This is a genomic window from Luminiphilus sp. nBUS_07, assembly GCF_051201685.1.
In the GTDB taxonomy this organism is placed as follows: Bacteria; Pseudomonadota; Gammaproteobacteria; order Pseudomonadales; family Halieaceae; genus Luminiphilus.
In genome coordinates this window covers 980,924-1,005,833 of the sequence record NZ_CP179213.1, presented here as the reverse complement: position 1 = coordinate 1,005,833, position 24,910 = coordinate 980,924, and the positions used below count along the sequence as shown (strand labels likewise).

General features: G+C 52.9%; 22 protein-coding genes. 7 read left to right on the top strand and 15 right to left on the bottom strand.

The window, feature by feature from the left end:
- Positions 1–18: 18 nt before the first annotated feature.
- Positions 19–2,034 (bottom strand): hydantoinase B/oxoprolinase family protein, encoded by a 2,016-nt coding sequence (locus ACMAZB_RS04565; protein ID WP_435219587.1) that lies wholly within the window; start codon positions 2,032–2,034, stop codon positions 19–21.
- A 12-nt stretch (positions 2,035–2,046) separates the two neighbouring features.
- Complete coding sequence (locus tag ACMAZB_RS04560; protein WP_435219586.1) at positions 2,047–4,107, bottom strand: hydantoinase/oxoprolinase family protein; 2,061 nt, start codon at positions 4,105–4,107, stop codon at positions 2,047–2,049.
- A gap of 166 nt (positions 4,108–4,273) precedes the next feature.
- On the opposite strand from ACMAZB_RS04560, the gene ACMAZB_RS04555 reads away from it, so the two are divergent.
- The gene (locus ACMAZB_RS04555) at positions 4,274–5,458 is read left to right on the top strand and encodes a CaiB/BaiF CoA transferase family protein (protein WP_435219585.1); all 1,185 of its coding nucleotides are present in this window, start codon (positions 4,274–4,276) and stop codon (positions 5,456–5,458) included.
- Between the two features lie 348 nt (positions 5,459–5,806).
- Here ACMAZB_RS04555 and ACMAZB_RS04550 read toward each other — a convergent pair whose 3' ends face one another.
- Entirely contained in the window at positions 5,807–6,610 is an 804-nt protein-coding gene (locus tag ACMAZB_RS04550) for an alpha/beta fold hydrolase (RefSeq protein WP_435219584.1), read from the bottom strand.
- Between the two features lie 24 nt (positions 6,611–6,634).
- Positions 6,635–7,252: an isochorismatase family protein gene (locus ACMAZB_RS04545; RefSeq protein ID WP_435219583.1), complete on the bottom strand. Its 618-nt coding sequence runs from the start codon at positions 7,250–7,252 to the stop codon at positions 6,635–6,637.
- An 88-nt stretch (positions 7,253–7,340) separates the two neighbouring features.
- On the opposite strand from ACMAZB_RS04545, the gene ACMAZB_RS04540 reads away from it, so the two are divergent.
- The 3 genes from ACMAZB_RS04540 to ACMAZB_RS04530 all read left to right on the top strand — a co-directional run bounded on the left by ACMAZB_RS04540 (position 7,341) and on the right by ACMAZB_RS04530 (position 9,864).
- Positions 7,341–8,024, top strand: coding sequence for a cysteine hydrolase family protein (locus ACMAZB_RS04540; RefSeq protein ID WP_435214831.1), 684 nt, complete (start codon positions 7,341–7,343; stop codon positions 8,022–8,024).
- A complete protein-coding gene (locus tag ACMAZB_RS04535; RefSeq protein WP_435220059.1) occupies positions 8,024–8,950 on the top strand; it encodes a DMT family transporter in 927 nt (308 codons plus the stop codon). The genes ACMAZB_RS04540 and ACMAZB_RS04535 overlap by 1 nt, the downstream gene beginning before the upstream one ends.
- Positions 8,951–9,018: 68 nt before the next feature.
- A complete protein-coding gene (locus ACMAZB_RS04530; RefSeq protein WP_435214829.1) occupies positions 9,019–9,864 on the top strand; it encodes a TauD/TfdA dioxygenase family protein in 846 nt (281 codons plus the stop codon).
- A 120-nt stretch (positions 9,865–9,984) separates the two neighbouring features.
- Here the strand turns inward: ACMAZB_RS04530 and ACMAZB_RS04525 are convergent, their stop codons facing one another.
- From ACMAZB_RS04525 to ACMAZB_RS04510, 4 genes are read right to left on the bottom strand one after another with little or no spacing between them, the layout of a single operon-like run.
- Positions 9,985–11,538, bottom strand: coding sequence for a 4-hydroxyphenylacetate 3-hydroxylase family protein (locus ACMAZB_RS04525; protein ID WP_435214828.1), 1,554 nt, complete (start codon positions 11,536–11,538; stop codon positions 9,985–9,987).
- Positions 11,532–12,986, bottom strand: a complete 1,455-nt coding sequence (locus tag ACMAZB_RS04520; protein ID WP_435219582.1) for an MmgE/PrpD family protein — start codon at positions 12,984–12,986, stop codon at positions 11,532–11,534. The genes ACMAZB_RS04525 and ACMAZB_RS04520 overlap by 7 nt, the downstream gene beginning before the upstream one ends.
- A 44-nt stretch (positions 12,987–13,030) precedes the next feature.
- Complete coding sequence (locus ACMAZB_RS04515) at positions 13,031–13,927, bottom strand: HpcH/HpaI aldolase/citrate lyase family protein (RefSeq protein ID WP_435219581.1); 897 nt, start codon at positions 13,925–13,927, stop codon at positions 13,031–13,033.
- Positions 13,928–13,929: 2 nt separating this feature from the next.
- Positions 13,930–14,712: a GntR family transcriptional regulator gene (locus ACMAZB_RS04510; protein ID WP_435219580.1), complete on the bottom strand. Its 783-nt coding sequence runs from the start codon at positions 14,710–14,712 to the stop codon at positions 13,930–13,932.
- 125 nt (positions 14,713–14,837) lie between these two features.
- Here ACMAZB_RS04510 and ACMAZB_RS04505 point away from each other — a divergent pair, with 125 nt between their 5' ends.
- Together ACMAZB_RS04505 and ACMAZB_RS04500 are read left to right on the top strand one after the other, a co-directional pair.
- Positions 14,838–15,332 carry a MaoC family dehydratase gene (locus ACMAZB_RS04505; RefSeq protein WP_435214821.1) on the top strand — a complete coding sequence of 165 codons (495 nt, stop codon included), beginning with the start codon at positions 14,838–14,840 and terminating at the stop codon, positions 15,330–15,332.
- Between the two features lie 25 nt (positions 15,333–15,357).
- Positions 15,358–16,506, top strand: coding sequence for an acyl-CoA dehydrogenase family protein (locus tag ACMAZB_RS04500; protein WP_435219579.1), 1,149 nt, complete (start codon positions 15,358–15,360; stop codon positions 16,504–16,506).
- Between the two features lies 1 nt (position 16,507).
- Here the strand turns inward: ACMAZB_RS04500 and ACMAZB_RS04495 are convergent, their stop codons facing one another.
- Positions 16,508–17,179, bottom strand: coding sequence for a nitroreductase (locus ACMAZB_RS04495; RefSeq protein ID WP_435219578.1), 672 nt, complete (start codon positions 17,177–17,179; stop codon positions 16,508–16,510).
- Positions 17,180–17,188: 9 nt separating this feature from the next.
- The gene (locus ACMAZB_RS04490) at positions 17,189–18,085 is read right to left on the bottom strand and encodes a hydroxymethylglutaryl-CoA lyase (RefSeq protein ID WP_435219577.1); all 897 of its coding nucleotides are present in this window, start codon (positions 18,083–18,085) and stop codon (positions 17,189–17,191) included.
- Between the two features lie 272 nt (positions 18,086–18,357).
- Between ACMAZB_RS04490 and ACMAZB_RS04485 the strand changes: the two genes are divergently transcribed.
- Positions 18,358–18,957 (top strand): isochorismatase family protein, encoded by a 600-nt coding sequence (locus ACMAZB_RS04485; protein ID WP_435219576.1) that lies wholly within the window; start codon positions 18,358–18,360, stop codon positions 18,955–18,957.
- On the opposite strand, the gene ACMAZB_RS04480 is transcribed toward ACMAZB_RS04485, so the two are convergent.
- From ACMAZB_RS04480 to lpxB, 5 genes are read right to left on the bottom strand one after another with little or no spacing between them, the layout of a single operon-like run.
- Positions 18,949–19,236 (bottom strand): DUF1244 domain-containing protein, encoded by a 288-nt coding sequence (locus tag ACMAZB_RS04480; protein ID WP_435219575.1) that lies wholly within the window; start codon positions 19,234–19,236, stop codon positions 18,949–18,951. The genes ACMAZB_RS04485 and ACMAZB_RS04480 overlap by 9 nt on opposite strands.
- Positions 19,237–19,240: 4 nt before the next feature.
- A complete protein-coding gene (locus ACMAZB_RS04475) occupies positions 19,241–19,717 on the bottom strand; it encodes an NUDIX domain-containing protein (RefSeq protein WP_435219574.1) in 477 nt (158 codons plus the stop codon).
- Positions 19,692–23,153 (bottom strand): DNA polymerase III subunit alpha, encoded by a 3,462-nt coding sequence (dnaE, locus tag ACMAZB_RS04470; protein ID WP_435219573.1) that lies wholly within the window; start codon positions 23,151–23,153, stop codon positions 19,692–19,694. The genes ACMAZB_RS04475 and dnaE overlap by 26 nt, the downstream gene beginning before the upstream one ends.
- Positions 23,154–23,177: 24 nt before the next feature.
- Entirely contained in the window at positions 23,178–23,777 is a 600-nt protein-coding gene (gene rnhB, locus ACMAZB_RS04465; RefSeq protein ID WP_435219572.1) for a ribonuclease HII, read from the bottom strand.
- Positions 23,770–24,900 carry a lipid-A-disaccharide synthase gene (gene lpxB / locus ACMAZB_RS04460; RefSeq protein ID WP_435219571.1) on the bottom strand — a complete coding sequence of 377 codons (1,131 nt, stop codon included), beginning with the start codon at positions 24,898–24,900 and terminating at the stop codon, positions 23,770–23,772. Before lpxB ends, rnhB begins: the two co-directional genes overlap by 8 nt.
- Between the last annotated feature and the right edge of the window lie 10 nt (positions 24,901–24,910).

The following is a 24,910-nucleotide window of genomic DNA, read 5'->3' as shown; positions in this document are numbered from 1 at the left end:
ACGCCCCCTCCTCAGGTTTCAGGCAGTTTTCTTGCTGGCCTTAGCTTTTGATTTCGCCTTGGCCTTTGGCGCTGCCTTTTTAACGGCTTTTTTGCCCGCTTTTTTGCCCGCTGCTCGCTTCACTTTTAGGCTACCACTCGCAGCCGCCTTGCCACCCTCAAGCACTTTAAGTGCCCAAGTCTGGAACTCAGGCTGCCTTGGCGGCTGAAGTCCTGTTTCTTTAAGGCAACGCTTTTTCAGCGTTGCAATATCGCCACCGCGATCAAACATCGGAACCTTACCGCGCTTCTTCGCCATACGCGCGCGTAGCGTTTCAGTCCGCTTGAGGTTTACCCGACGATCAGCGTTCATCACTACGCCGTAACGCTTAGCGCCCTCCATAGAAACGAGGCCTGCTCGCACATCAAACTCAACCCGCTCCACTTCACGCTTGAGTGGGTCACCACAACCGCCACCACCCCAGGTATTGAAGTAGAGGATGTCACCAGACCCAACCTCGATCCGATCACATTTGCTGGGTAAGCGCTCCTCTGAGCCATCGGTTCGAACCAGTATTTTCTCTGAACGCCTGCCGGGTTCGCCCCCGTTTACGCCCCAGGGATAAGTGAGCCAACGGTCATCGTGAATCGAAATAGTCCCGGGCTCTAGGAAGCAATAACCCATACGTAAGCCATTACCCCCGCGGTTGTAGCCTGCACCGCCGCTGTCAGTAATCGTCTCGTAGGTCTCGATACGCAGTGGGAAATAGCTCTCGAGGAATTCATTGGGAACGTTGGTAAAGCTTGGCCAGAGCGAGTGACCATCAGGGCCATCACCGGAAGGCTTACCAGGAACGCCGCCAAAGCCAATCGAGTAGAGCTGATACCACTCGCCATTTTTGTCATAGCCCGAGTACATAAAGTGGGGACTGTCCGAAAATCCAGCGCCAGCGAGGAAATCAGGATCGCCTTGACCCAACAATCCACCCAAGACGTCAAAGATTCGACCCAGAGCGTGGGTTCGACAGGACAGTGCCGCAGGTTCTTGAGGTTTGAGCAGCGTTCCATGGGGTATCTTCACTTCCATGAGGTCATAGAAACCATCGTTAAACATAATCTGGGGATCAAACACCATGATCATGTAAACCCCGCAGAACATCTTGAACATTTCTTCGTTGAGGTAGAAGTTAATGGAGCTGATGGACTGAGGATCGGTACCTTCAAAATCGAAAATGACCTTGTCCTTCTCCCGCCACATAGCGCACTTAATTCGATAGGGCCCCATACCCAAGCCGTCATCGCAAATATAATCTTCAAAAAACTGCTTCTTTTCCGGCACAGTATTTTTGATCAACTTGCCCATTGCGCGCTTATTACGCGCCAGCAATTCATCGAGGGCTGAATAAAAGACGTCGTCACCAAACCGGCCCGCCATTTCAATAACACGCTTTTCTGCCGTACGAATGGCAGCCACCAATGCGTTGAAATCGCTGCGGTTCCAGTTAGGCATTCGACAGTTGTGCAGGATGAGTTCCAGCAGATCGGTCTGCAGCTCATCATTTTTATAAATCTTGGTGGGAGGAATACGGATCCCTTCCTCAAAGATTTCCCGAGCATCGGTTGGGAGGCTGCCTGGGACCTTGCCCCCTACGTCAGTCATGTGTCCAAACATAGCGGCATAGGCAATTAACCGCCCATCTTTGAAAATCGGGCGCAGCAGCAGCCAATCATTGATATGGCTAATGGCACCGTTGCAGGCATAGGGGTCGGTTGTCAGAAACAGATCGCCCTCTTCGATGGTGCCGTCATAGGCCTCTTTGAAGCCGTGAATAAAGCTGCCAAATTGGCCCACCACCATCTTGCCTTCTAGATTGGCAATCATGGGGAACTCATCGTGCTGCTCCCGAATGCCCGGTGACATCGCCGTGCGAAACAGCACCGCGTCCATCTCGTGCCGGGCGTTCATCATCGCGTTTTCAATGATATCGAGGGTAATCGGATCGATATCAATGAGGGAAAATTTGTCCTTGTTAGTCTCTACTATTGTTGCAGGCATTATTCGTCTCCCCTATGAAGTCGGTGCAATCAAGATGTTGCCGAACTCGTCGACGTTACCGGTATGACCCGCCAAGATGACCGTTGTAGAGTCCATCTCTAGCACAACAGCCGGCCCTTCTATTTTGTTACCGGCTTTTAGCTTGCTACGCTGGTAAAGCGTTGCGTCCATATCTTTTCCATCCATAAAGACGGTCGTATTCCCCAGTTTGGCGGCGTTAACCGGCGTCCTTGAACCTGACTTGGGTAATTTTCTAGCCTCGATCTCGGCACTCTTACCCTGAGCCACAGCCCTGAGGTTGACAATTTCTTTGTCTGAATCGAGCGCAAAAGTGAACAGCTGCTTGTGCATCTCATCGAAGGGATCGCCAATGACACCCAGACCACCCTTCTTCAGCGCTTTGAGATCGAAGTCGACCGTTAACTGCAAACCCTGACCTTGGTAACGAATATCGGCCTGGCAAGAAACACTGCATTCCTTAGCGGGAACGCCTTGTTGAGCAAGCGTCTTTAACGCCTTCGCCGCTAGCTCCTCGTAGATCTTGCCCAGATCGGTTGTTGTCGTGTCGGCAAAACGCCGAATGTACGTTCGCGAAGCTTCGTCCCGAACACGGGTCGTCGCATCGCCATAAGCGCACAAAACGCCAGGACCCGGCGGAATAATGACCGGCCAGCTGTTCATCAGTCGACCCAGCGCATTCGCGTGCAGCGGACCCGCACCGCCAAAACCAATAAGCGCAAAATCTCTGGGGTCAAAACCCTGTTCGACCGAGACCAGCCGCAGGGCGCCGTACATATTCTCATTGACGATATCAATGATGCCCGCCGCAGCGCGCTTCACTGAAATACCCAATGCCTTAGCGATAGGCTTGATGGCTTTTTCCGCTAAGTCTTTGCGGATTTCCATGTCTCCGCCCAAGCGAACCTCACTAGGAAGATAACCCAACACCACGTTGGCATCGGTCACGGTAGGCAGCACGCCACCTTTGTTATACGCCGCAGGACCAGGCTGAGCACCCGCACTCTCTGGGCCGACGCGAAGCGCTCCGGTTAACTCGGGCACGTGGGCGATTGAGCCGCCACCCGCTCCCACGGTTCGTACGTCGACGGAAGACGCCCTGACGGTGACATCACCCACGGTAGTTTCCCGCCGAAGTTGAGCTTTGCCATCTTGCACCAACGCCACATCGGTGGAGGTGCCGCCCATGTCAAAGGTCAGCAGATTCTCAAACCCCGCCTGCTTGGCTACCCAGCAAGCTCCCGATACCCCACCGGCAGGGCCGCTCATCAGCAAATTGACGGGCAGCCGTTGCGCGAGTTTGGAAGAGGCCATGCCGCCGTCAGACCGGAGAATGTTGAGCTGGATATTTTTGTTGCCTTTCTTGAGCTTTTTCTCCAAATTTTTGACGTACTCAGCAACCTTGGGCCGCACGTAGGAATTAGCCACGGTGGTGATGGTTCGCTCGTACTCCTGCATCTCAGGTACCACGGATGAGGACAGTGAAATAGGCACGCCGGGTAACGCTTTGCGAGCCACCCTCTCAACGGCTTTCTCATGCTTGGGGTTGGCGTAGGAATTGATCAAAGATACGGTGAGTGCCTCAATGTTTTCCTCTTTGAGTTGCTCCATAGCCTTCTCAAGGGCTTTCGCGTCTAAGCCACGTACGGGCTTGCCGTCTGCCCCCATGCGCTCCTCAGCTTCAATGGTGCACGCCAGTGGCGCCAACGGGTCGCTTTTATTATAGATAACCCAGCCGCCTAAACCGCCCGGAACGTAGGAGCGTGCAATCTGTAGCACTTGCTTGTATCCCTTCGTCGTTACCAGCCCCACTTTCGAACCGGAGCCGGTGAGTACCGTGTTAGTAGCTACGGTTGTGCCGTGCATGACCTGCGAAATTTCAGAAGGGTCAATGCCGGCGTTTCCACAAACACGTTCAACACCATTCATAACGCCCACCGATGAATCATCGGGAGTGCTAGGCACCTTCGCGGTGTGAATGTCGCCACTGGATTCGTTGACGAGGATTAGGTCGGTAAATGTGCCACCAACGTCGACACCTAAGCGGTAGGTCATGTCAGGCCTCCTGACTGAATTTTTAGAGTGGTTAGCAACTTCGTCCGTCCAATTTTTCAATTGACCGGACATTTGTTGCATGTAACGGTTACACTGCACCATGCACCAATCTGCGAAAGCGTGCAAGATACTGACATCAATCCACCTGAACACTTGAGAGTTGAAAATGGACAAACCCTTAGAGGGCATCCGAGTGATTGCTATAGAACAGTTTGGCGCAGGACCCTACGGATCCATGTACCTAGCTGAACTCGGTGCCGACGTGATAAAAGTCGAGAACCGAGCCACAGGAGGAGATCCCTCGCGGCAGTCGGGAGCCGTGACTCTGGCAGATGATGACAGCGCTTATTTTCAAGCTTTTAACCTCTCGAAGCGCAGCGTCACGGTGAACTTAAAAAGCACCGAAGGCCGCGCTATTTTTGAAGATCTAGTGCGTACCGCCGACGTTGTTTGGAATAACCTCAGAGGTAGTCAACCTGCCAAACTGGGCCTCGACTACGACACGCTGAAGTCGATAAAGTCAGACATCATTTGCACCCACATATCAGCCTATGGTCGCGATAACGACCGCGCCGAATGGCCCGGCTATGATTACCTAATGCAAGCAGAGTGTGGCTTTTTGGGACTGACCGGAGAGCCCGAGTCTCCTCCTGCCCGCTTCGGCTTATCTATGATCGACTTCATGACCGGCGTTGTCGCAGCACTTGGCTGCGTGTCTGCACTGCTAGGTCGCAGTAAGCATGGCGGGCGAGATGTAGACGTCACACTTTTCGATGTGGCACTTCACCAATTGACCTATCCAGGCACCTGGTACATGAACCACGGCATTGAAACGAGCCGCGTGGCGCGTTCAGCACACCCTTACAACACTCCCGTCCAACTCTACCGAACTCAGGATGGCTGGATTTTCCTAATGTGTATGACGCAGAAATTTTGGGAGCTCCTGATCGAGAATATCGGTCACCCAGAACTCGCCGAAAACCACCGCTTCGCCACTATGAGTGATCGTGCGAATAATCGCGCTGAATTGACCGGTGTGCTCGACACCATTTTGATGACTGAAACCACAGAGCATTGGTTTTCCGTGCTGCAAACTAAAATCCCCGTCGCTCCGGTTAACTCATTGCCCGAAGCTCTAGAAAATCCCTTCGTCCAGGCGACGGGCATGATACAGACGGTACCTCATCGGGTAGTGGAGGAATATCGCGCGCTGAGTAACCCCATAAAAATAGACGGCGAGCGACTGGTAACAAGGTGCGGCAACGGCTTGGGCGCTGATAATCAGACCATTTTGGGTGACGAACTGGGACGCGACGATCTCGCGGACCTTAAAGCCTCAGGCGCCATTTAGACCCAGACCGCCCCGCGCTAGCGTTGACAGAATCTGCCTGACTCACTAAATCCTTTGGCCTTTGTTTACGCAGGGCTGCAGGGTACAGGCTGCGCCTTGAGTCGCCCCCAAGAAATTTCGAACCGAGGGGTCCGACCAGGGTTGCGCTGAAGGCGCTTAAATCAGGTTCTTCAGCAAAGCGACAGGACATGACAGGCCTGCCTGCCGCGGCCGGCGAACAAGCGATGACTCTTGGCGGCCCATGAAGCCCCAAGACATCGCATCACCTAATAATCAACACCTAAGGAGGCGCTGCGTCTTGGGGGACGGTCGCTCACCTCAAAGCATGCCGAGGTCGAGCGAGGTGCATCAATGCTTTTTCAGGAACTCGAAAAGAATGTCACAGAAGGCAATTTTTTCGTCCTTGCCAGCAACGACATGGGCAACCTCCTCCATCATCACCCCCGTGCTATTGGGCAACCCCTCCTCTAGGGGCATGGTAGTGCGGGGCCCTGTGATCACGTCCTGCCCAGCATGCAAAACCAAAGTCGGCGCCGCGATATCTTTGAGGTGTGGACGAATATCATGTCCCCTACAGGCCTGAATGAAACGTAGGTGAGCCGGTATTCGGCCCTCCAAACTACCCCATACACCTCCCGAGCCCATTAACTTTTCACGGTTGGCATTGTAGTAATCGGGCCGGAAAGAATACGACGCCACCATTGATTGAAACGCGGAGAATCCTGCATGCTCATGAATGTCGCCAAAGGATTGAAGCTGGTCTGACAACATGGGGTCCGCCCATGTCCAACAGCCCATATTAACCATGCAACGCACTAGATCAGGCCTTTTGAGGGCAACCCATTGGCCAATACAGGCACCCATACCCACAAGGCCCACAAAATAGACCGACGTCATATTGAGATGGTCAAGCAGCGCTGCTATATCATCGGCAAACAACTCAGTTGAGGGCGTCATAGAAAGATCATCGTCTGAATCGCCAATGCCTCGATAGTCGATGATCACCGTGCTGTAACTATCGGTCATACCACGAGCTAGAAAATGGCTGCGGCCATGGCAAAAGGTATCCCAACCACCAATGTAAACCGCTGGAGGGCCTTCACCGTGGACTTCGTAATACATGTTATGTCCGTTAATTTGAGCCACAGGCATTGCGTTTTCTCCTAAAGTAAAAAATTAAGATTTTTGAATGTGATCAAGAACCGTTTGTAAATCGACCACGTCGGCGTAGCGCCGACCGACATCACGAAGGTTGCTTGCATGGGCTTCGGCATCTTGGTCACCGCAACAATCCGCAGGAACAATCGTGCGATAGCCCGCTGAAAAACTGTCAACAACTGACGCTCGAACGCAACCAGAGGTAGTACAGCCAGTCACAATAGTCGTGTCTATGCCATGGGTGACTAACCAGGGCTTCAGGGGGGTCTCGTAAAATATTGAGGGCGCTGTTTTTATAAATTCAAAAACATAGTCAGAATCAGCGATACGCGGATCAAGCTCTGTGCAGCGGTGGCCATGATAAAAGCTGCCATCAAACAGCGTCTCTATTTTCCAGTGCGTCATTTCGTCGGGGCCGCCCCAGGACACACGGCAGGAGGCTACGGGTATCTGCTTGGCCTTGCAGGCCAACAGCAGGGTGCGTGTGTTATCGACAGCACTTTGGATGTGCCCACTACGACCAATAGGACTCACCCCGTCAGTGAACCCCAGCTGAAAATCAACCATCAATAACGCAGGCTTAGCACCAAAACCTATATCTCGTTGTCCATAACCTGCACGTTCAAATTGATCCATCGTCTCAAACCTCGGTGTTGTGAGCGTCGTTTGGGGTTAGATCGCAATATGGCGTAAAATGTACGAACATTTCAAGAGAGCTCTTAAAATGAGTCAAAATCAGCCGGGATTCGTCGATGCGTTTAGTCAAAATTTCGCCATCTCGCCCAACGAGACAGCTTTAATTGTCATTGATATGCAAAACGCTACCGGCAATCCCGAAATGGGATTGGGCAAGCTTCTCGCTGAACGCGGTGAGGCCGAGGGTGCCGCTTATCGTTTCAACCGCATCAATCAACTTTTGATTCCCAACATTCAAAAGCTGCTCGAGGGTTTCCGTGAGTTAGGGTCAGAGGTGATTTACATTACCTACGGCGCCAATGCTCCAGATGCCAGTGATGCGCCCGCCCATATGGCCCCTATAATTCGCGCCACAAACAATATAGCTGGCCAAAAAGAGCACGAGATCGTCGCGCCGCTGCAGCCGCAACCGGGTGAATTGATATTGAATAAAACGACCCAAGGCGCCTTTTGCTCTACGGGGCTCGACACCACCCTGCGAGCTAAAGGCATAAAGACCGTTGTGACTGTGGGCGTGTCCACCAACAATTGCGTCGCCATGACCTCAATGGAGGCTTGCGACCTTCAGTACCGCGTGGTGGTTGTCAGTGATGGCACCGGCACGGACAGCGATGACATGCAAACCGCAACTCTGACCATGCTGAAAAGACTGTGGGCCCGGGTACTAACAACCGATGAGGTCCTCACAGAACTTAGGCAAGGTGCCCACTAATTAGCACTGACACTCGAAGCGGCCTCATAGGGGCAGCCTTAGTCGCCCTAGGGGCCATACTCTTAGCCGCAAAGGGGTTATTTGCCAAAGCACTGTATGCTCAGGGCATGAGCTATCATGAGGTGGCGGCTATTAGGTCGGTCTTAGCTATCCCCGGTTTCGTGTTGGTCGCCGCCATCAGCGCCCAGAAATTTAAGGGTAAACCTCGTTCCAAACCCAGTGCGTGGCATCTGGCCGCTGCGGCCTTAGCCGGGCTCTGGTGCTACTACTTGGGAGCCTTAGCAAACTTTTATGCGCTAACGCTGATTCAGGCTAACGTAGAGCGGGCACTCCTGTTCTCTTACCCTGCGATGGTCGTTTTATTCTCAGCTTTAACCTCAAGAGCCCTACCTTCAGGGTCCACCATGCTGGCGCTTGGGACAACAACGCTGGGGGTTTTGCTCGTCACTGGAGCCGCCGATGAACAGCTTTCCTCAGACCAATTGCAGGGGATTTTTTGGGTGCTTTTTTGCTCAGTTACCATCGCCTGTTACTTCATGGCTAACGGTGCGCTGACTCGAAATATGAGTGCGGCTACCTTTACCCTCACGGCGATGACGACAGCGGGCTCAGCGTTCTTTATACATCACGGCCTCATTATGGGTTGGCTCAACGTTGAGCTACCCGGGAATAGTTTATGGATCATGCTCGGGCTTGTAGTTTTTGCAACGGTACTGCCTTTGTTTTGCGTCTCCGAGGGAATAAGGCGGATAGGTGCCTCTCGTGGCGCTCTGCTCAGTACAGTTGGTCCGCCCGCAACGGCTCTTATGGCTTATTTGATGTATGACGAACGACTCTCTGTATTGCAGCTCCTGGGGACCGTCTTAGTCGTGTTAAGTGTCGCTTTGCTGGAGTGGCGCAGCGCCTATCGACGTACCAAATCCTGAAACTGGGTTTGATTCGAAAACAAATGTCCGTACAATTAGAGCCTTAGAGAAATAACACAGGTGAAGCTATGCAGGACACAAGGTCTCTGGCGCCCACATTTGGTGCTGAAGTTTCTGGTTACACAATTTCTTCGGCGACATCTACCGAGGAAAACACGGCAATAAAGTCACTGTGGGCAAAGCACAAGCTGCTTTTGTTCAGAAACCAAAGCCTCGATGAAGAAACGCTGGTGACCTTTAGTCGTGTCTTTGGTGATCTAGAAATTCACGTGCGTACCGAGTACCTCTCCTCCGAACATCCTGAAGTTTTGTACGTTTCCAACATGCAAAACAATGGCAAGAAAATGGGCATTTTGGCTGATACAGAGGTCGGCTGGCATTACGACCAAATCTACTTACCCCGTCCAGCTGTAGGCTCGTTGTTGATGGCTCACACCTTGCCACCAACCGGGGGTAACACCGAATTCGCCGACATGACAGCGGCCTACAATGAACTTCCTAATGAAGTGAAACAGCGACTCGACGGGGTCCGGGCCGTGCAGTCTTACGAGGCGTTTAACAACGCTTACAGTGTCCCCACCAGCAACGAACAAAAGAAACGATCGCCCGACATTGAACATCCGATTGTGCGAACCCATCCCATAACCGGAGAAAAAGCACTTTACCTTTGTCCCGGCATGACCACTGAGATTGTGGGCTGGGACGCGGCTGACAGCCGAGCTATGCTCGACTATCTCTTCGAGTGGACGGTGCAACCACGTTACGTGTACTCGCATTCGTGGCAGCCAGGAGACGCTCTGCTGTGGGACAATGCCTGCACCATGCATCGCCGTGATCCCTTCGACCAGAGTCACAACCGGCTCATGAAGCGCACAACGATCTTACCCCCGGCCGCTTTGGCAGTACCTGTTTAGACCCCATGCCAACCGCCAGGGTGTTTAACACCCTGGTCGCTGACCTCGGAGTCACTGCCAACAGATCTATGTCCGAAGGGACTCTCCCTGCCCTGCTTGAGAGTCGGTGTTTGCTGCGCCTCAGTCCTTAGGAGCTTCAGGCACCTGACAACCCGTTGCACAGCATTGGCCAGGTTGCTTCTGGCGATCTGGTGCTCCGGTACTGCCGGTCTCGGCAACACCGCGATCTAGCAATCGCTCTACCAACGCTTTTCTTTCTTCCACCGGGTAGCGACGATAAATTTCGCGTTTCATTGCCTGAGGCGAACCTCCACCGTGAAGGCTTATTACGGAATACCAGCCACCCGTGGAAGACGCAGTTAGATCTTCGATAAAGCGCGATACCTCCATGCGCTTATCGTAGGGGACATCTGGCCGAGCTGATAACACCGCCGCGAGATCGCCTGCAGTTGCAGGGTTGTGGTCTTCATCTGGGCCAGGCAACGCCACAATCAATCCTCCCGAAACCTCATGGGCGGTTCGATGCATATCATAAATCTGGGTCGCTAATAGCAGTTTTCCAATGTTGGAAAATACAGGCTCAGGCATCCAAGAGCCGCAGGGGTCTTGAACCCCATAGACTGAGGCGGCAACGCCACAGGCATAAAAACCTTCGACAATTTTAATCAGCTCGACCATGGTCTCACGCAAATGCGAGACGTTGTCCATGTCTAAACCATTGGCGTCGGTCATCAGGGCGCCAGCCCCGATAAGCAGATCGCCAAATCCCGCCCGGGCACCAATGCAACTGTGACGGTGATGGTTAGCATAGGAAGTCACTAAGTGCTCGGTCTGATCCCATTCTCCAGCCATGAAAACGCGGTCCCAAGGCACAAATACGTCGGCGAAATGACACACAGCTGTACTCTGTCCATATTGCGCACTGAACTTAGCCGCCGCTTGGCCCGGACGCCCTGCTGGACGAGCAACTATGGTCAAGCCCGTGGCATCGATAGGCACAGCGCAGCACACTGCGAAATCGGCATCACCCTCAACCATAGTTCGACAAGGCATCACCAAAAGCTCGTGCATGTAGGGGCCACCGGTGACAATAGCCTTCGTACCTGACAGTACGATGCCATCCGCCCGACGTTCACTGATGTGCACATAGGAATTTGGGTTGGTTTGAGCGTGAGGGCGCAAACTGCGTTCGCCCTTAGCATCTGTCATTGCGACACCAAGGGTGAGGTCGCGATCCTGTATGTCATGTAAATACTCGAGGAAGCGCGCATGATACTCACTGCCAGATCTTTGCTCGGCCATGCACCAGGTCGACTGATAGATCGCGTTCAGGGCATCGTGTGTCAAGTAGCGCTGGGCGCAACCGCTTTCACGGCACAACAGTCGAACGGCCTCAAGCTTGCTCAACAAATCCTCTGAATGCCGATTGATATGAAGCATACGATTAACGGTCTTACCCGAGGTCGCTTGATCAGCCAGCATCACGCCACCAAATTCAGGCTTTTGGGCGAAATCATACGTGACGCCAACGGCTCGAATGCCCGGAGCAAGTCTCGGTTCATCGGCAACGCTCTCAATAATATCACCGTCGACATATACGGTCGGCGAGTAGCTGCGTAGGCTCTCTCGATACTCCTCGGCGCTCATAATCTTTCCGCCAGACTTCATTAGCATATTGCACTCCTCTCTACCGCGTTACCTTGGTCCGCAGTCAATCTATGATCTCCTAACCCCTTAAGGGCCTCTAAAAACTCCGAACAATCGACTTGACCGTCGACCGCCATAATGGCTTCCCAGACCGCTTCTGTTCGTGCCTCGGTCAGAACCAACCGGCAATTTTGAAAAAACTTGGTTTTCACATCGTCGACACTCAGCAGGCGACCTTCAGCACCTCGGTTAACCGCATCAAAATGTTCATAAACCGAGCCGTCGCGCATGGTAATGCTGACCCCGCCGGAAAATGTCTGCGGATATTGCGACCGGTCATCGTGTACACAGTGAATGCGAGGGGTTAAGGCAAGAATTTGCTCATCAGTTCGGCTTTCAATCTCAAGCTCACGCAGCCCCAGCTCACCTCGAACCAAGGCCGTCGCCACCGCGTAGGCCACGCTGAACTTGGCCTCATATTCGCTCTCCGGCCGCTGCTTACGTGCAGCGGGCTCAACGACAACCTCAAACTGTCGTTCGTGCAACCCGACCTTAATCGACTCTATTTCCTCTGGGCGTAAACCGTGCTGCTCTCGCAACTGCAATGCAGCGTCAACCGGAGCATGATTGAAATGGCAGATTGGGTAAGGCTTTATAGCAACAGACTCAATGGCGAAGTCCTGATACGCTCTCGCCCAATCTACTTTGTTGACGTTGTCGGCGTTTTGGGTAAACAACGAATAAAATCCAAAGCGTCCAGCATACGCCTCAGGAGGGGCTTCAAACCCCGCCAAAGCCAGCTTAGCCGCGGCCAATGCTGATTGCGCTGCCCAGCCCGGGTGTAATCTTTTTGTCCAGGTCCCAGTATCGAGAAACGCCATACTGCCCCCAGCCATACTCAATGCGATGCCCTGAGCCCGGACTGCCTCATCGACAGTTCCACCGAGTAAACGGACCGCGGCAACCGTCGCACCAAATATGCCCACCACGCCCGTGGGATGAAACCCCAGCTGCTGAAAAGTGCCACCCGCTGCGCTGCCCAACCGGGCATCGACCTCCGTGGCAATGATGCATGACAACAATAATTCTTTACCAGTGACCGTCTTTTCTGAGGCGATTGCGAGTGCAGTGGGCAGAGCACTGGCCGAACAATGAACCACTGAAGCCAGATGGGTGTCGTCAAAATCAAGCCCATGGACTAGGGTTCCATTGAGCAATGCCGCGTCTCGAGGAGCTAAAGTATCCTCCAGCCCAATCACAACACCCGCGCCGGGGCTTGCCAAAGTCCGTACTCCGGCCACGGTGCGCTCTGCGAAATCATAGTAGTGTGAGGCAAAACCTATACCAACGGCGTCGGCAATGCAGCTTTTTGTGTACGTCAGTACCTCAGGTGGAACGTCTCCCTCCTGCAACGAAAGGGATGATGCCGCAATGCGATGCGTCAGAGACGCTTGATTGATTAACGTGTTGTTCACAGCGCCTCCTTAAATGTCCGGACATTATAAGTGACGCAAGCGCGTTACGAAACCCTTGGCTCATTTAGCAGCGCAGCAAGGGCGAGAATTCGCTGGCTTTTATACACAATAGGGTAATCGATAAAATAACCATCGAGTTGAATAGAAGCAGAACCACTTGCCTCAGCGGCCTCAAATGCCGCCACCACCGCAGTTGCGTGGGCAATTTCTTCTGCAGAGGGCGAAAAAATGGCATTGGTCAGTGGCACTTGACTGGGGTGAATACAGAGCTTGCCGCCAAACCCAAACTTTCTGCCGCGCTGAGCAGACGCAGTAAACCGTGCGTCGTCGTTTATCTGTAAAACAACCGTATCGATTGGCGGCAGCAATCCGCCCAACCTAGAAGCATGTGACAAGCGCGCTCGGGCATAGGCTAGAACATCCTCGTCTGCGCTCCATTCGTAATCGAGGTCCAGGGTATAGTCGCCACCGCCAAAGGCGAAACGGCGTACACGAGAGCCAGCGGTCGCAATCTCGGCAGCAGCCTCCACGCCTTTTGCGGTTTCAATAATCGGCAAAATATCTAAGCAACCAGCTGCCAGCCCCGCCTTGTCTTCAGCTTCAGCAATTGCGCGCTCGACCTCTAACAGCGCCACTGCTGACTCAACCTTGGGCACCACAATACCGTCAAGCCAAGAACCCACGGTCGCCTGTATATCGTCACGCCAGAATTCGGTCTCGACGCTATTAATACGCACGTAATGCAAACAATCGCGCTGAGACCCAGAAAAAGCAGCCACAACATCGTCACGGGCACCAACTTTCTCAGCAACTGCAACCGCATCCTCTAAATCTAAAATGACTGCATCAGCACCAATTTGAAAAACCTTCTCCACCCGGCGAGGATGGTTCGCCGGAGTAAACATAAAACTACGAATAACCGCCAATTCTCTTTGTGGCATACCTATTTGCTCCAGGACCAATGTTCAGCAGCTTGCCAACCGCGATTAAATTCTAGGGAATAGCTGAAGCTATCGGCGGGGTGCTCAGTCACTGAAACTTCAAATAACCGATTGCCGTTACCGCAGTACCGTCGGTACAGAACCAAAGACGGTGTCCCCTCATCAACTTGCAAGGCTTTAGCCCGGCTGCCTGTAAGGCTGCCTGCACAGATCTCCACGCTGATGCGCTGAACTGTTTCACCAAATGTCTCTGCAATCTGCTCGTAAACCGGCCGTTTTGTTCGACCTAATTGTTGCGCAATCGCCGCATAATCTGGGAGCACATAGATATCGGTCCAGCAGAACGGACTGCCATCGTGTAACGTTCTGAGACCTGCAATTCGCGCCCAGTTTTCATCGACACCATCGCCAATTCTCGCGGGCCAATGATCATCATCTCCAACGCTACCCTCTGCCAGAACACGAAACGCGCTATTTTCCGGATAGGTAAACAACTCCCGGGGGTCTCGCACAGCTTGCACGAAAGCAGGTCGTGCCTCAGTGGAAATCACCAAGGTGCCACGGCCACGCTGTCGCTTAACGATGCCCATGTCCTCAAGCACCCGCAAAGCTTCGCGAACGGTATGACGGCTACTTTTAAAGCGCTCGATTAACTCGAGTTCACCGGGCAAAAGTGTGCCAACGGGAAACAGGCCATCTCTAATCCCCGACAGCAGAGCGTCGGCAATTTGCCGATACAGCGGGGGCTCTTTTTTGCTATTTACCTTTAATGGATTGGGCGACATGCCGAATCTTGTTACTCTGACTGAAATGTCCGAACATTTTAACGAGTTTTTTACGCGCTGTGGGGCCCGAGTGCCCTCACTGCCCCATAAATGTAGAAAAAATACGTCAAAAGGAGTGCTTTGCGGTGAGTGACCAATCAGTAATGGAGCGTTATGCAGCTATGCCGGGACGGTACTTCGACGATTTTACGGTTGGCGATGTCTATCATCACTTGCCAGGACGGACCCTTTCCCAGCAAGACAATGCCTGGTTTACGTTACTCACTATGAACACACATCCTCTGCACTTTGACGAGGAATACGCCGCTGCCACAGAATTTAAGAAACCGTTGATCGCCAGCCCGCTGACGGTGGCCGTTGTGGTCGGCATGAGTGTTTCAGATGTCAGCGCCAAAGCCATAGCTAATCTCGGTTGGAAAGACATCAAACTTACTAAACCAGTCTTTCCCGGCGATACGCTTTATGCCAACACAGAGGTTCTGGGCAAGCGCGAGTCCAAGTCACGGCCCAACGCAGGGATCGTCACGGTACTCACTCGAGGCATTAATCAACACGACGTTGAAGTGTGTGTCTTTGAACGACAGATGCTGGTTCCTAAAAACCCCGAGCCTACTGCCTAAAATATTGTTCACCTTTGGAGTTAGCATGACCACAGAACACGACACTGAACAGCAAATTCTCGCAACGATCGACAAATGGGTAGAACGGGAGCTGCGGCCTATCGCTAGAGAGTTTGATCAAGCCGACGAATACCCCAGCGAACTTGTAGAGCAGATGAAAGGGCTTGGGCTGTTTGGCGCCACCATCTCTGAGCAGTACGGTGGGCTGGGGTTGAGCGCCAGTACCTACGCCAAAATCGTCTCGCGAATTTGTGAAGTCTGGATGGCACCATCCGGCATTTTTAACTCGCACCTCATCATGGCCAATTGCGTTGAGCGCGGCGGCACCGAAGCGCAAAAAGAATACTACTTACCACGTTTTGCCACAGGTGAGTTAAGGGGCGGCATTGGCCTGACAGAGCCTGATGCTGGCTCTGACCTCCAGGGCATTCGACTCCAGGCTAAGCGCCAAGGTGACCATTACGTTTTAAATGGCACCAAAACCTGGATCTCTAATGGCATCAACGGTAACTGCCTCGCGGTATTGACCAAAACCGACCCTGACATTGAACCTAGACACCGCGGTATGTCTTTGTTTCTTTGTGAAAAAGGTGAGGGCTTCTCGGTGGGCAAGAAGCTCAAGAAACTGGGCTATCGAGCCATCGACAGTGCGGAATTAATTTTCGACGATTTCCACGTCTCAGCGGATAACCTCATCGGTGGCGAAGAAGGTCGTGGTTTCCAGCAGGTTGCCGGGGGACTGGAACTCGGTCGAATTAACATCGCTGCCAGAGGAGCAGGCATGGCTAAAGGCGCGACCGAAATGGCACTGCGCTATGCGATGGATCGCAAGACATTCGGAAAGCCAATTGCAGAACATCAGGCTATTCAACTGAAGCTTGCAGAGATGTCTACCCGCGCTGCCGCAGCGGAATTACTGGTTAAGCAAGCGGCCAATAAATTTGACCAGGGGGAACGCTGCGACCTTGAGGCGGGCCAAGCTAAATTTTTCGCCTCGGAATCAGCCGTGCAAAACAGTTTGGATGCCATGCGAGTCTTTGGCGGCTACAGCTACTCTCCAGAGTATGAGATCGAGCGTTTCTACCGAGACGCACCGCTGCTGTGCATCGGTGAAGGCACCAACGAGATACAGCGCATGATCATTGCCAAACAGATGGTCGCCAGAGCGTCTTAACCTAGTCAGTGACAAAGGTCGTGAATGCCTCGACAGCGATACGCTCGGTACGGTAACCGTTAATGATCGCCTCACTCAGGGGGTAGCCCAAGGACATTCCACAAACTAGCATCTGTTCATCTGGGGCACCCAATAGTGGCATCACTGAATCGTAATAAGGACAAAAAGCAGCCTGAGCACAGGTTTCAAGCCCTGCACCCCGAGCGCTTAACATGACGCTCTGAATGAACATGCCGTAATCGAGCCAGCTGCCCAGTTCCATATCACGGTCAATCGTAAAGAACAGGCCCACCGGGGCCCCAAAGAACTGATAGTTGGTCACACGATAATCTTGCACCGCGGCGGTATCGGCCTTGTCGATTCCCAACAGGCCGTACAACCCAAAACCGGTTTGTCGCCGTCGGCCGATATAAGGTTGTCGCCAGGCTTGGGGATAATAGTGATACTCCGACTTCCCCTCGTCCCCCGAGAGGTAACGCGCGGTACATGCTTCGGTAATTCGATTTTTAGCGGCACCCGTCACCACATACACATGCCAAGGCTGAATATTAGAGCCCGAAGGAGCCCGACTGGCAGTACCAAGAATCGAGGTAATCAGCGTACTAGCGACGTCTCGATCGGCATCGAAAGCTCGAATGCTGCGGCGACCTTCAATGGCCTGCGAGACATCCATTACCAACAATTAGGCCGATTGACGACTGAGCCAATAATGACTGCGCCCCCCCTGCGGAGCACCGAACAACTCACTAAGCAAAGCCACCGACTCAAGCAATTTCGGCATCTGAATCCCAGTTTTATAGCCCATAGATTCACACAGCAGCACCACATCTTCAGTCGCTACATTGCCCTTAGCGCCAGGCGCAAATGGACAGCCACCTAACCCACCCGCTGAACTATCAAACTGACGAATCCCAGCTTCAATTGCTGCGTAAACATTCGCAATAGCAAGAGCCCGAGTATCGTGAAAGTGACAGCCAAGATCTTGATGACCATAGCGAGACACCAGCGTCGACATAAGGTCATGTACCTCTTTCGGGTTCGCTGCGCCAATCGTATCTGCGATCATCAGGCGAGCCGGATTACCGCGCATCAGGCGCTCTACCTGTGCCAAAACAGTTTTCGGGGCAACAGGGCCTTCGTAGGGGCAAACAAAGGAAACCGCGAGATAAACATGAATATCGACTCCATCGCTCTGGGCGCGCTGGAGAATGTCCTCTGCCATTAAAAACGTCTCTTCAAGACTCTTTTTAATGTTGTTTTGATTCATTTGCTCCGTTGCGGATATGGCGATAGCGTAAGTCCGCATACCCGCGGCCAACGCCAGTTCATAGCCTTTCATATTCGGCACTAGCACGGAATAAGCCAAATCAGCAGTGGGTAGCTGCGCCGCCAAGACATCGGTTCCAGCCATTTGAGGTACGGCTTTTGGAGAGACAAAACTGCCAATCTCAAGTTCAGGAACGCCGGTCACGGCAAGGCTCTCAATCAGGCGTTGCCGCTGCTCGAGAGTTAATTGCTGCGGCTGGGCTTGTAAACCATCTCGAGGCGCCACTTCTTTAATCAAAATTTGGTTAGTCATGACGACCTCTCTGTTGTCACGGTAAAACAGCATCCGGTAACCCTTTGAGCGTAGCGAAAAATATCCAACGGCCAAAAAGCGTTGCTGACGTTTAGAATAACAGCCGTTGTACGGTCAGCACCACACAGTGGACCCCGTTAGCGCTGACTGAGACTCCATAGCAGCTCATTTTTTGCCAAATTACTCGTGAAAGTTTATCGACGGCGAGGTAATGTACCGGGGAGTCAGGGTTATTGTTGCTCTTTGGTATCCGGCGTCTGAAGGGGAAATTCTTGAAGCCAGCAAAAGTATTGCAGCGAAAACCACTGGGGCTGGGTCATCAACCGGCCCTAGTCATCGTAGACGTTGTGAACGGTTTTACCGATCCAGCGTGTCCTCTTGGTACCGATGCCGATAGCGTGGTCACCAGCAATATCACGCTGATGAAAGCCTTCCACGAACGCAACCTCCCCGTATTTCTGACCACCGTCATTTTTAGAAATGAGCAGCAGGCGCGGGTATTTCGTGACCGCCTACCCGCTCTTGAGTTACTGACGCCGGAGTCGGACTGGGTCAAGTTCGATGCCCGGTTGCCAATGATTGACTCTGATATTGTCATTGAAAAAACCCACGCCAGTGCTTTTCACGGCACGACTCTCGGTGCCCAGCTCGAAGAAGTGGGTGTCGACTCACTAGTTGTAACCGGCTTGACCACCAGCGGCTGTGTTCGCGCTACCGCCGTAGACGGCCTGCAAAACGGCTATCGCGTTGTGGTTCCCAGAGAGGCCGTAGGCGATAGAAACCACAATGCGCACGATGCCAATTTGTATGATTTAAACGCCAAATATGCTGACGTTTTGACAGTAAATGAAGTTATCGCACAGCTACTTTGAGGCGTTGGCAGCGTCGAAAGCGGCCATCTGCTCGGCGGTCGCCTCCGTCTGGTATTTTGCTTTCCAATCACCATAGGGCATGCCATAAACCAGCTCACGAGCGTGATCGAGCGCAACCGACTCCCCCTGCTCTTCAGCTGCAGCCACGTACCACTTAGAGAGGCAGTTGCGGCAAAAACCCGCGAGAGTCATGAGCTCTATGTTTTGAACGTCTTTACGCCCATCCAAATGGGCAAGCAGGCGGCGAAACACCGCTGCTTCAATAGCATCGTTAGACATGTCCTCAGCGCCTCAGCCTTTTATTTACCATACGACTAAAATCTTTTGCTTGTTCTGGATAGCGCCACTTTAAATTCGCGAACTCCTCGGTGGAGAAGAAGTCAACATTGCTGACCTCTAAGGGCGCGCGAACCTCAGGCGTTGGCTCGCCCACAGGCGAACACCAATACAAATGAAAGCCATTTTGAAAGACGGCCGCAGTGTCCTGGGCGGACACGGCAACGTTGGTCTCCTCCCAAGTTTCCCGTTCTGCACCGCACTGTGCTGACTCGCCAGATCTCACGGTGCCGCCAGGTGGACCCCACTTACCCAATGCTTCCACCAATAGAACTTTTTTGTTGTGTATCACCAAGCAGCCCGCAGTAAACGCCTCATCACCCCCTTCCTTGACGGTGCAGTCGGGTGCGAATTCGCAGCCAACCAATAAAGCAGATACAACAGCCACTAAAAAACCTTTACCGCTCGTAGACAATTTCCACATGTTCTCCTCCAACGGTTCCCCTGAGTCTTTCTAATAAGTCGTCGCTAGGATTCACTCGCCACTGATCTCCCAGTACTACGCGAGCTGATCCCTTAGGTTGAAAATAATCAACCGTAACCGGACAGTCACCTCCACTTGAAGTCAGCAACGCCTCTTTAATCAGCTGTCTCAACTTTCGGTCAAGACCACCATCGAAAACCTCTAAGCGTATTTCCCTGACTCGCGAGAGTCTTGCCTGCTCTAGCGAACGAATTTCTCGAGCTCGCATGGACAACCCACCCGAGTATTCGTCACTTTGAACTCGGCCACTTAGCAACACAATACGGTCCTTAACCAAAAGCTCCCTGTGCTCAGTGTACGCCTCTGCGTAGACCGTTGACTCGATTTGTCCCGTATTGTCGTCTAATTTTAAGACCGCCATCACACCTCTTTGGGTTTTTATAGTCCTGATATCAACAATTAAGCCTGCGACAGTGATGTTGTTGTCCGGTTGCAGATCCCGCAGACGGCGTGGCGCAAATTTGCGAACCTCAGTTTCATACTCTTGAATCGGATGCCCGCTGAGAAAGCTACCCACACTCTCCTTCTCACCGTTGAGAATCTCTTTCAACGTCCAAGGACGTACCCCGCGATGTTCAGCATAGGGATCACCATCGGCGGTGGGGGCGACATCCCCAAAGAGATCGGTCATACCCGCCTCATTGTTTGCCACAGTTTGCTCTGCCGCACGCAGTGCATCATCTAGGGCTGCCAGCTGAGTCCATCGCTCAACGCCAAAGCCATCAAGAGCACCACTTTTTATTAACGCTTCAAGGGCGCGGCGATTAACTTTGCGAGGGTCTGTCCGTGAGCAGAGGTCAAATAGATCGGTAAAGGCGCCGCCTGAAATCCGCGCTGCCAGCAGGTTTTCCACAGGGCCCTCACCCAAACCCTTAATTGCCCCCAACCCGTAAACAATTTCATTATCTGGGTTGACCGTAAATAGGTATGCCCCCTCGTTAACGGCAGGCAAGCGTAAGACAACGCCCATAGATTTACACTCATCTCGCAAGGTCAAGAGTTTGTCTGTGTTATCAAGTTCTGAGCTCATGACCGCAGCCATGAACTCCGCGGGAAAGTGTGTTTTTAACCAAGCAGTTTGATAGGACACCAACGCATAAGCCGCTGAGTGTGATTTGTTGAAACCGTAGCCAGCAAACTTTTCCACCAAGTCAAAGATTTTCATAGCCAAGTTAGGGTCGACGCCTTTGGCACTGGCCCCTTCCTCGAAAACTGACCGCTGCTTGGCCATTTCTTCTGGCTTTTTCTTACCCATGGCACGCCGCAAAAGATCAGCACCACCTAGGGTGTAGCCCGCCAGCTCCTGAGCAATCTGCATCACTTGTTCCTGATACAAGATAATGCCGTAAGTAGGCTCTAAAATAGGCTGCAAAGAGTTGTGCTGATAGGACGCATCCGGATACGCCAGGGCCTCACGGCCGTGCTTACGGTTGATAAAGTTATCTACCATGCCAGACTGCAGTGGACCCGGTCTAAATAGGGCAACTAGGGCAATAATGTCCTCAAAGGAGTCGGGCTGAAGGCGTTTAATTAAATCTTTCATCCCCCTAGATTCAAGCTGAAAAACCGCCGTAGTTTCAGCGGATTTGAGCAGGGTAAATACCTTGGGGTCATCAAGGGGGATTTCGCTGATATCGAGTTTTACACCCGGCTCATGGGCGCGGGCTTTGTTGATCATAGCGACCGCCCAGTCGATAATTGTAAGCGTACGAAGACCCAGGAAGTCGAACTTTACAAGACCAGCCTCCTCAACATCATTCTTGTCATACTGGGTAACGAGGCCCCCACCCTCTTCATCACAATAAAGCGGTGAAAAATCTGTCAATCGAGAGGGCGCGATCACCACACCACCCGCATGCTTTCCAACGTTCCGGGTCACCCCCTCCAGCTGGACCGCCATATCCCAAATCTCTTGGGCCGAACTATCGTCTTTTAGCAACTGAACCAAAGCGTCTTCTTGTTCGAGCGCTTTTTCTAGGGTAATGCCCACCTCAAAAGGAATGAGTTTGGACATTTTATCGGCGAGGCCGTAGGGCTTATCCTGCACCCTCGCGACATCTCGAACCACCGCTTTTGCAGCCATGGTACCGAAGGTTATGATTTGAGAGACCGCCTCCCTGCCGTAGGTATCTGCCACGTACTCAATGACCTCGTCGCGACGATCCATACAAAAATCAACGTCGAAATCGGGCATCGATACACGCTGGGGGTTGAGGAATCTCTCGAACAGCAAATCGTAAGCCAGAGGATCGAGATCTGTAATTTCCAAGACATACGCGACGAGAGAACCTGCCCCCGAACCGCGACCGGGGCCCACTGGAATGCCCTGCTGTTTACCCCAACGAATGAAGTCCATAACCACCAAAAAGTAGCCGGGAAAGCCCATTTCATTGATGACGCCCAACTCAAAATCTAGCCGCTCTCGATACTCTGTAACCGTTGCAGGGTCAGTGAGCTGCAGCTGCTCGAGGCGCCGATTCAAACCTTCATGGGACAGCTGGCTCAGGTAGTCTTCGATTGTAGTGCCGTCGGGGACAGGAAAATCCGGAAGGCTGGGCTCACCCAAGGGAATAGTAACGGAACAACGCTTGGCGATTTCGACGGTATTGGTGAGTGCTTCAGGTAAGTCACTGAACAACTCAATCATCTCTTCAGGAGAGCGTAAGTATTGCTGCTCAGAATATTGCCGAGGTCTGCGGGGGTCATCGAGGGTGCGGCCATAACCGATGCACACTCTGGCCTCGTGGGCCTCAAATTCATCCGATGTTAAAAATCGCACATCATTGGTCGCAACGACTGGACACCCCAGTTCGGCCGCGAGTTTAACCGCCGCATGCAAGTAATCCTCCTCACCCAAACGACCGGTACGATGCACCTCGATGTAAAATCGACCGGGAAATGTCGTCATCCATCGCTGTAGCGAGGCGCGAGCTTCCTCCTCATGGCCGTTGATGAGTAACTGACCAAACTCGCCCTGACAACCTCCGGACAAGGCCAAAACACCCGCAGCATGTGCGTCCAGCCAGTCCCGGTCTATTCGAGGGGAACCGTGATACTGCCCTTCACGCCAGGCTTTCGAAATCAGCAGTGTCAGGTTCTGATAACCTTGCTCATTCATCGCCAGCAGCGATATGGGCTTAGGGCGGTCGCGATCCTCAGGGTCCTCGACCCATAAATCAACGCCCACAATTAATTTCAATCCGGCCTGCTGAGCAGCCTTGTAGGCTTTAATTAAACCGTAAAAGTTAGTGGCATCGGTCACGGCAACCGCGGGCATACCCTGAGCCGCCACTTCAGCCATAAGCTTGGGTATCCTGACCAAACCATCGACCAGAGAGAACTCGGTGTGCAGACGTAAGTGTACAAATTGCTTCATAGGCAGACGCTATAGGACAGTGGACTAGGTAAGCAAGCGTTTTACAGGCGCAAAGCTCTTTCTATGCCACGGCGTCACTCCCAAGCTTGCCAGGGCAGCCATATGTTCGCGGGTGGGGTAACCCTTATGACGGGCAAATCCATAGCCAGGATACTGATCGTCTAACGCCATCATTTCAGCATCTCTTTGTACCTTTGCCAAAATTGAAGCCGCACCAATACTGACTTCAAGAGCATCACCGCCGATGATCGGCTTAGCATTGTAAGACCAGTCAGGCAATCGATTGCCATCGACTAACACTAAATCGGGCATCAATGACAGACCATCGACCGCTCTGTGCATGGCCAATAATGACGCCTGTAAAATGTTGAGCGAGTCGATTTCTGCCACTGATGCTCGGGCAACACACCAAGCATGAGCGCTAGATTTGATAGCCGCCGCAAGCTGCTCACGACGCTTTGCCGATAATTTTTTTGAATCTGTGACCCCTGCTGGAGCCTGGCCGCGAAAGATGACGGCCGCTGCCACGACATCACCCGCCAAGGGCCCTCGGCCAACCTCATCGACGCCGGCAATCCAGTGGTAGGGAGTTTCAGACTCCGGAGCTCCCACTATCTCAACCACGCTTCGAATCCACCAGACTATCGAGGGCATTTGCACTGCGATCAGCAAAGCCACCACCAATCTGCGCAGCCAACTCATCAAATACGGGAATCTGTTGTTCCATCCCACGCTCCAAGACAGTTTCCACCTGACGCACCAATTCCCCGGGGATCGCTGCATCCTGAAGTAGCTCCGGCACCACCTCCCGACCTGCGAGGACATTGGGCAGCCCGACAAAAGGGGTGATCGCCATGCGTGACAAAATTTGCCAAGACAACCAGGGCATGCGGTAAGCCACCACCATAGGTCTGCGAAGTAACATGGCCTCAAGCGTCGCCGTACCTGACGCCAGCAGTACAGCATCGCTGGCCAGCATTGCCTCCCTACCTTGCCCTGAGATAACCGTCACAGAAAGCTCAAGCGCCTGTGTAACCGCCTCAATTTGGCGCCTGCGATCATCATTCGCCGCCGGGATAAGAAAATGGAGATTTCGGTGCTGGGATGCCAACGCTGCCATGGTCTGGCCGTAAATAGCCATCAGTGACGCCACCTCCCCGGCGCGACTTCCGGGCAATACCGCAAGCACTTTGGCATCGTTTTGCAATCCAAATTTTGCCCGCTGCACTGCCCTACTGGGCAACTCAGTGAGTTCCTCAATCAGAGGATGGCCAACACAAATCGCCGGCACCCCCGCGGCCTCATAAAACCGAGTTTCAAACGGGAGCAAACACAGCATTAGATCAACCGCTGTTGCAATTTTCCTAACTCGCCCCGGCCGCCATGCCCAGACAGAAGGGCTCACAAGGTGCGCCGTTGTTAGGCCTTGAGCGCGCAACTGCCCTTCCAGAGTAAGATTAAAATCAGGACTGTCTATCCCAAGAAAGCAGTCGGGACGCCAGTTTACTTGCTGTTCGAAGGCCTGACGTCTGACTTTGAGCAATTCAGGAAGACGCTTGAGCGGCTCGACGATGCCAAAGACCGAGAGACGATCCATTGGGTGTGATGAAACTAAACCCTGTTCCGCTAATCCGTCACCGCCAATACCTCGGAGCTGCAAGTGTGAGTGACGCCGCCGCAGCTCTTTTGCCACCGACGCCCCTAGGATGTCTCCTGAAGCCTCACCTGCCAGAATCCCGAGACGCATGACGTGCTCG

Excerpts from the sequence above, each read along its gene's own strand:
- ACMAZB_RS04565 (WP_435219587.1), bottom strand. The coding sequence starts at position 2,034 with ATGCCTGCAACAATAGTAGAGACTAACAAGGACAAATTTTCCCTCATT.
- ACMAZB_RS04560 (WP_435219586.1), bottom strand. The coding sequence starts at position 4,107 with ATGACCTACCGCTTAGGTGTCGACGTTGGTGGCACATTTACCGACCTA.
- ACMAZB_RS04555 (WP_435219585.1), top strand. The coding sequence starts at position 4,274 with ATGGACAAACCCTTAGAGGGCATCCGAGTGATTGCTATAGAACAGTTT.
- ACMAZB_RS04550 (WP_435219584.1), bottom strand. The coding sequence starts at position 6,610 with ATGCCTGTGGCTCAAATTAACGGACATAACATGTATTACGAAGTCCAC.
- ACMAZB_RS04545 (WP_435219583.1), bottom strand. The coding sequence starts at position 7,252 with ATGGATCAATTTGAACGTGCAGGTTATGGACAACGAGATATAGGTTTT.
- ACMAZB_RS04540 (WP_435214831.1), top strand. The coding sequence starts at position 7,341 with ATGAGTCAAAATCAGCCGGGATTCGTCGATGCGTTTAGTCAAAATTTC.
- ACMAZB_RS04530 (WP_435214829.1), top strand. The coding sequence starts at position 9,019 with ATGCAGGACACAAGGTCTCTGGCGCCCACATTTGGTGCTGAAGTTTCT.
- ACMAZB_RS04525 (WP_435214828.1), bottom strand. The coding sequence starts at position 11,538 with ATGCTAATGAAGTCTGGCGGAAAGATTATGAGCGCCGAGGAGTATCGA.
- ACMAZB_RS04515 (WP_435219581.1), bottom strand. The coding sequence starts at position 13,927 with ATGCCACAAAGAGAATTGGCGGTTATTCGTAGTTTTATGTTTACTCCG.
- ACMAZB_RS04510 (WP_435219580.1), bottom strand. The coding sequence starts at position 14,712 with ATGTCGCCCAATCCATTAAAGGTAAATAGCAAAAAAGAGCCCCCGCTG.
- ACMAZB_RS04500 (WP_435219579.1), top strand. The coding sequence starts at position 15,358 with ATGACCACAGAACACGACACTGAACAGCAAATTCTCGCAACGATCGAC.
- ACMAZB_RS04495 (WP_435219578.1), bottom strand. The coding sequence starts at position 17,179 with ATGGATGTCTCGCAGGCCATTGAAGGTCGCCGCAGCATTCGAGCTTTC.
- ACMAZB_RS04490 (WP_435219577.1), bottom strand. The coding sequence starts at position 18,085 with ATGACTAACCAAATTTTGATTAAAGAAGTGGCGCCTCGAGATGGTTTA.
- ACMAZB_RS04480 (WP_435219575.1), bottom strand. The coding sequence starts at position 19,236 with ATGTCTAACGATGCTATTGAAGCAGCGGTGTTTCGCCGCCTGCTTGCC.
- ACMAZB_RS04475 (WP_435219574.1), bottom strand. The coding sequence starts at position 19,717 with ATGTGGAAATTGTCTACGAGCGGTAAAGGTTTTTTAGTGGCTGTTGTA.
- dnaE (WP_435219573.1), bottom strand. The coding sequence starts at position 23,153 with ATGAAGCAATTTGTACACTTACGTCTGCACACCGAGTTCTCTCTGGTC.
- lpxB (WP_435219571.1), bottom strand. The coding sequence starts at position 24,900 with ATGCGTCTCGGGATTCTGGCAGGTGAGGCTTCAGGAGACATCCTAGGG.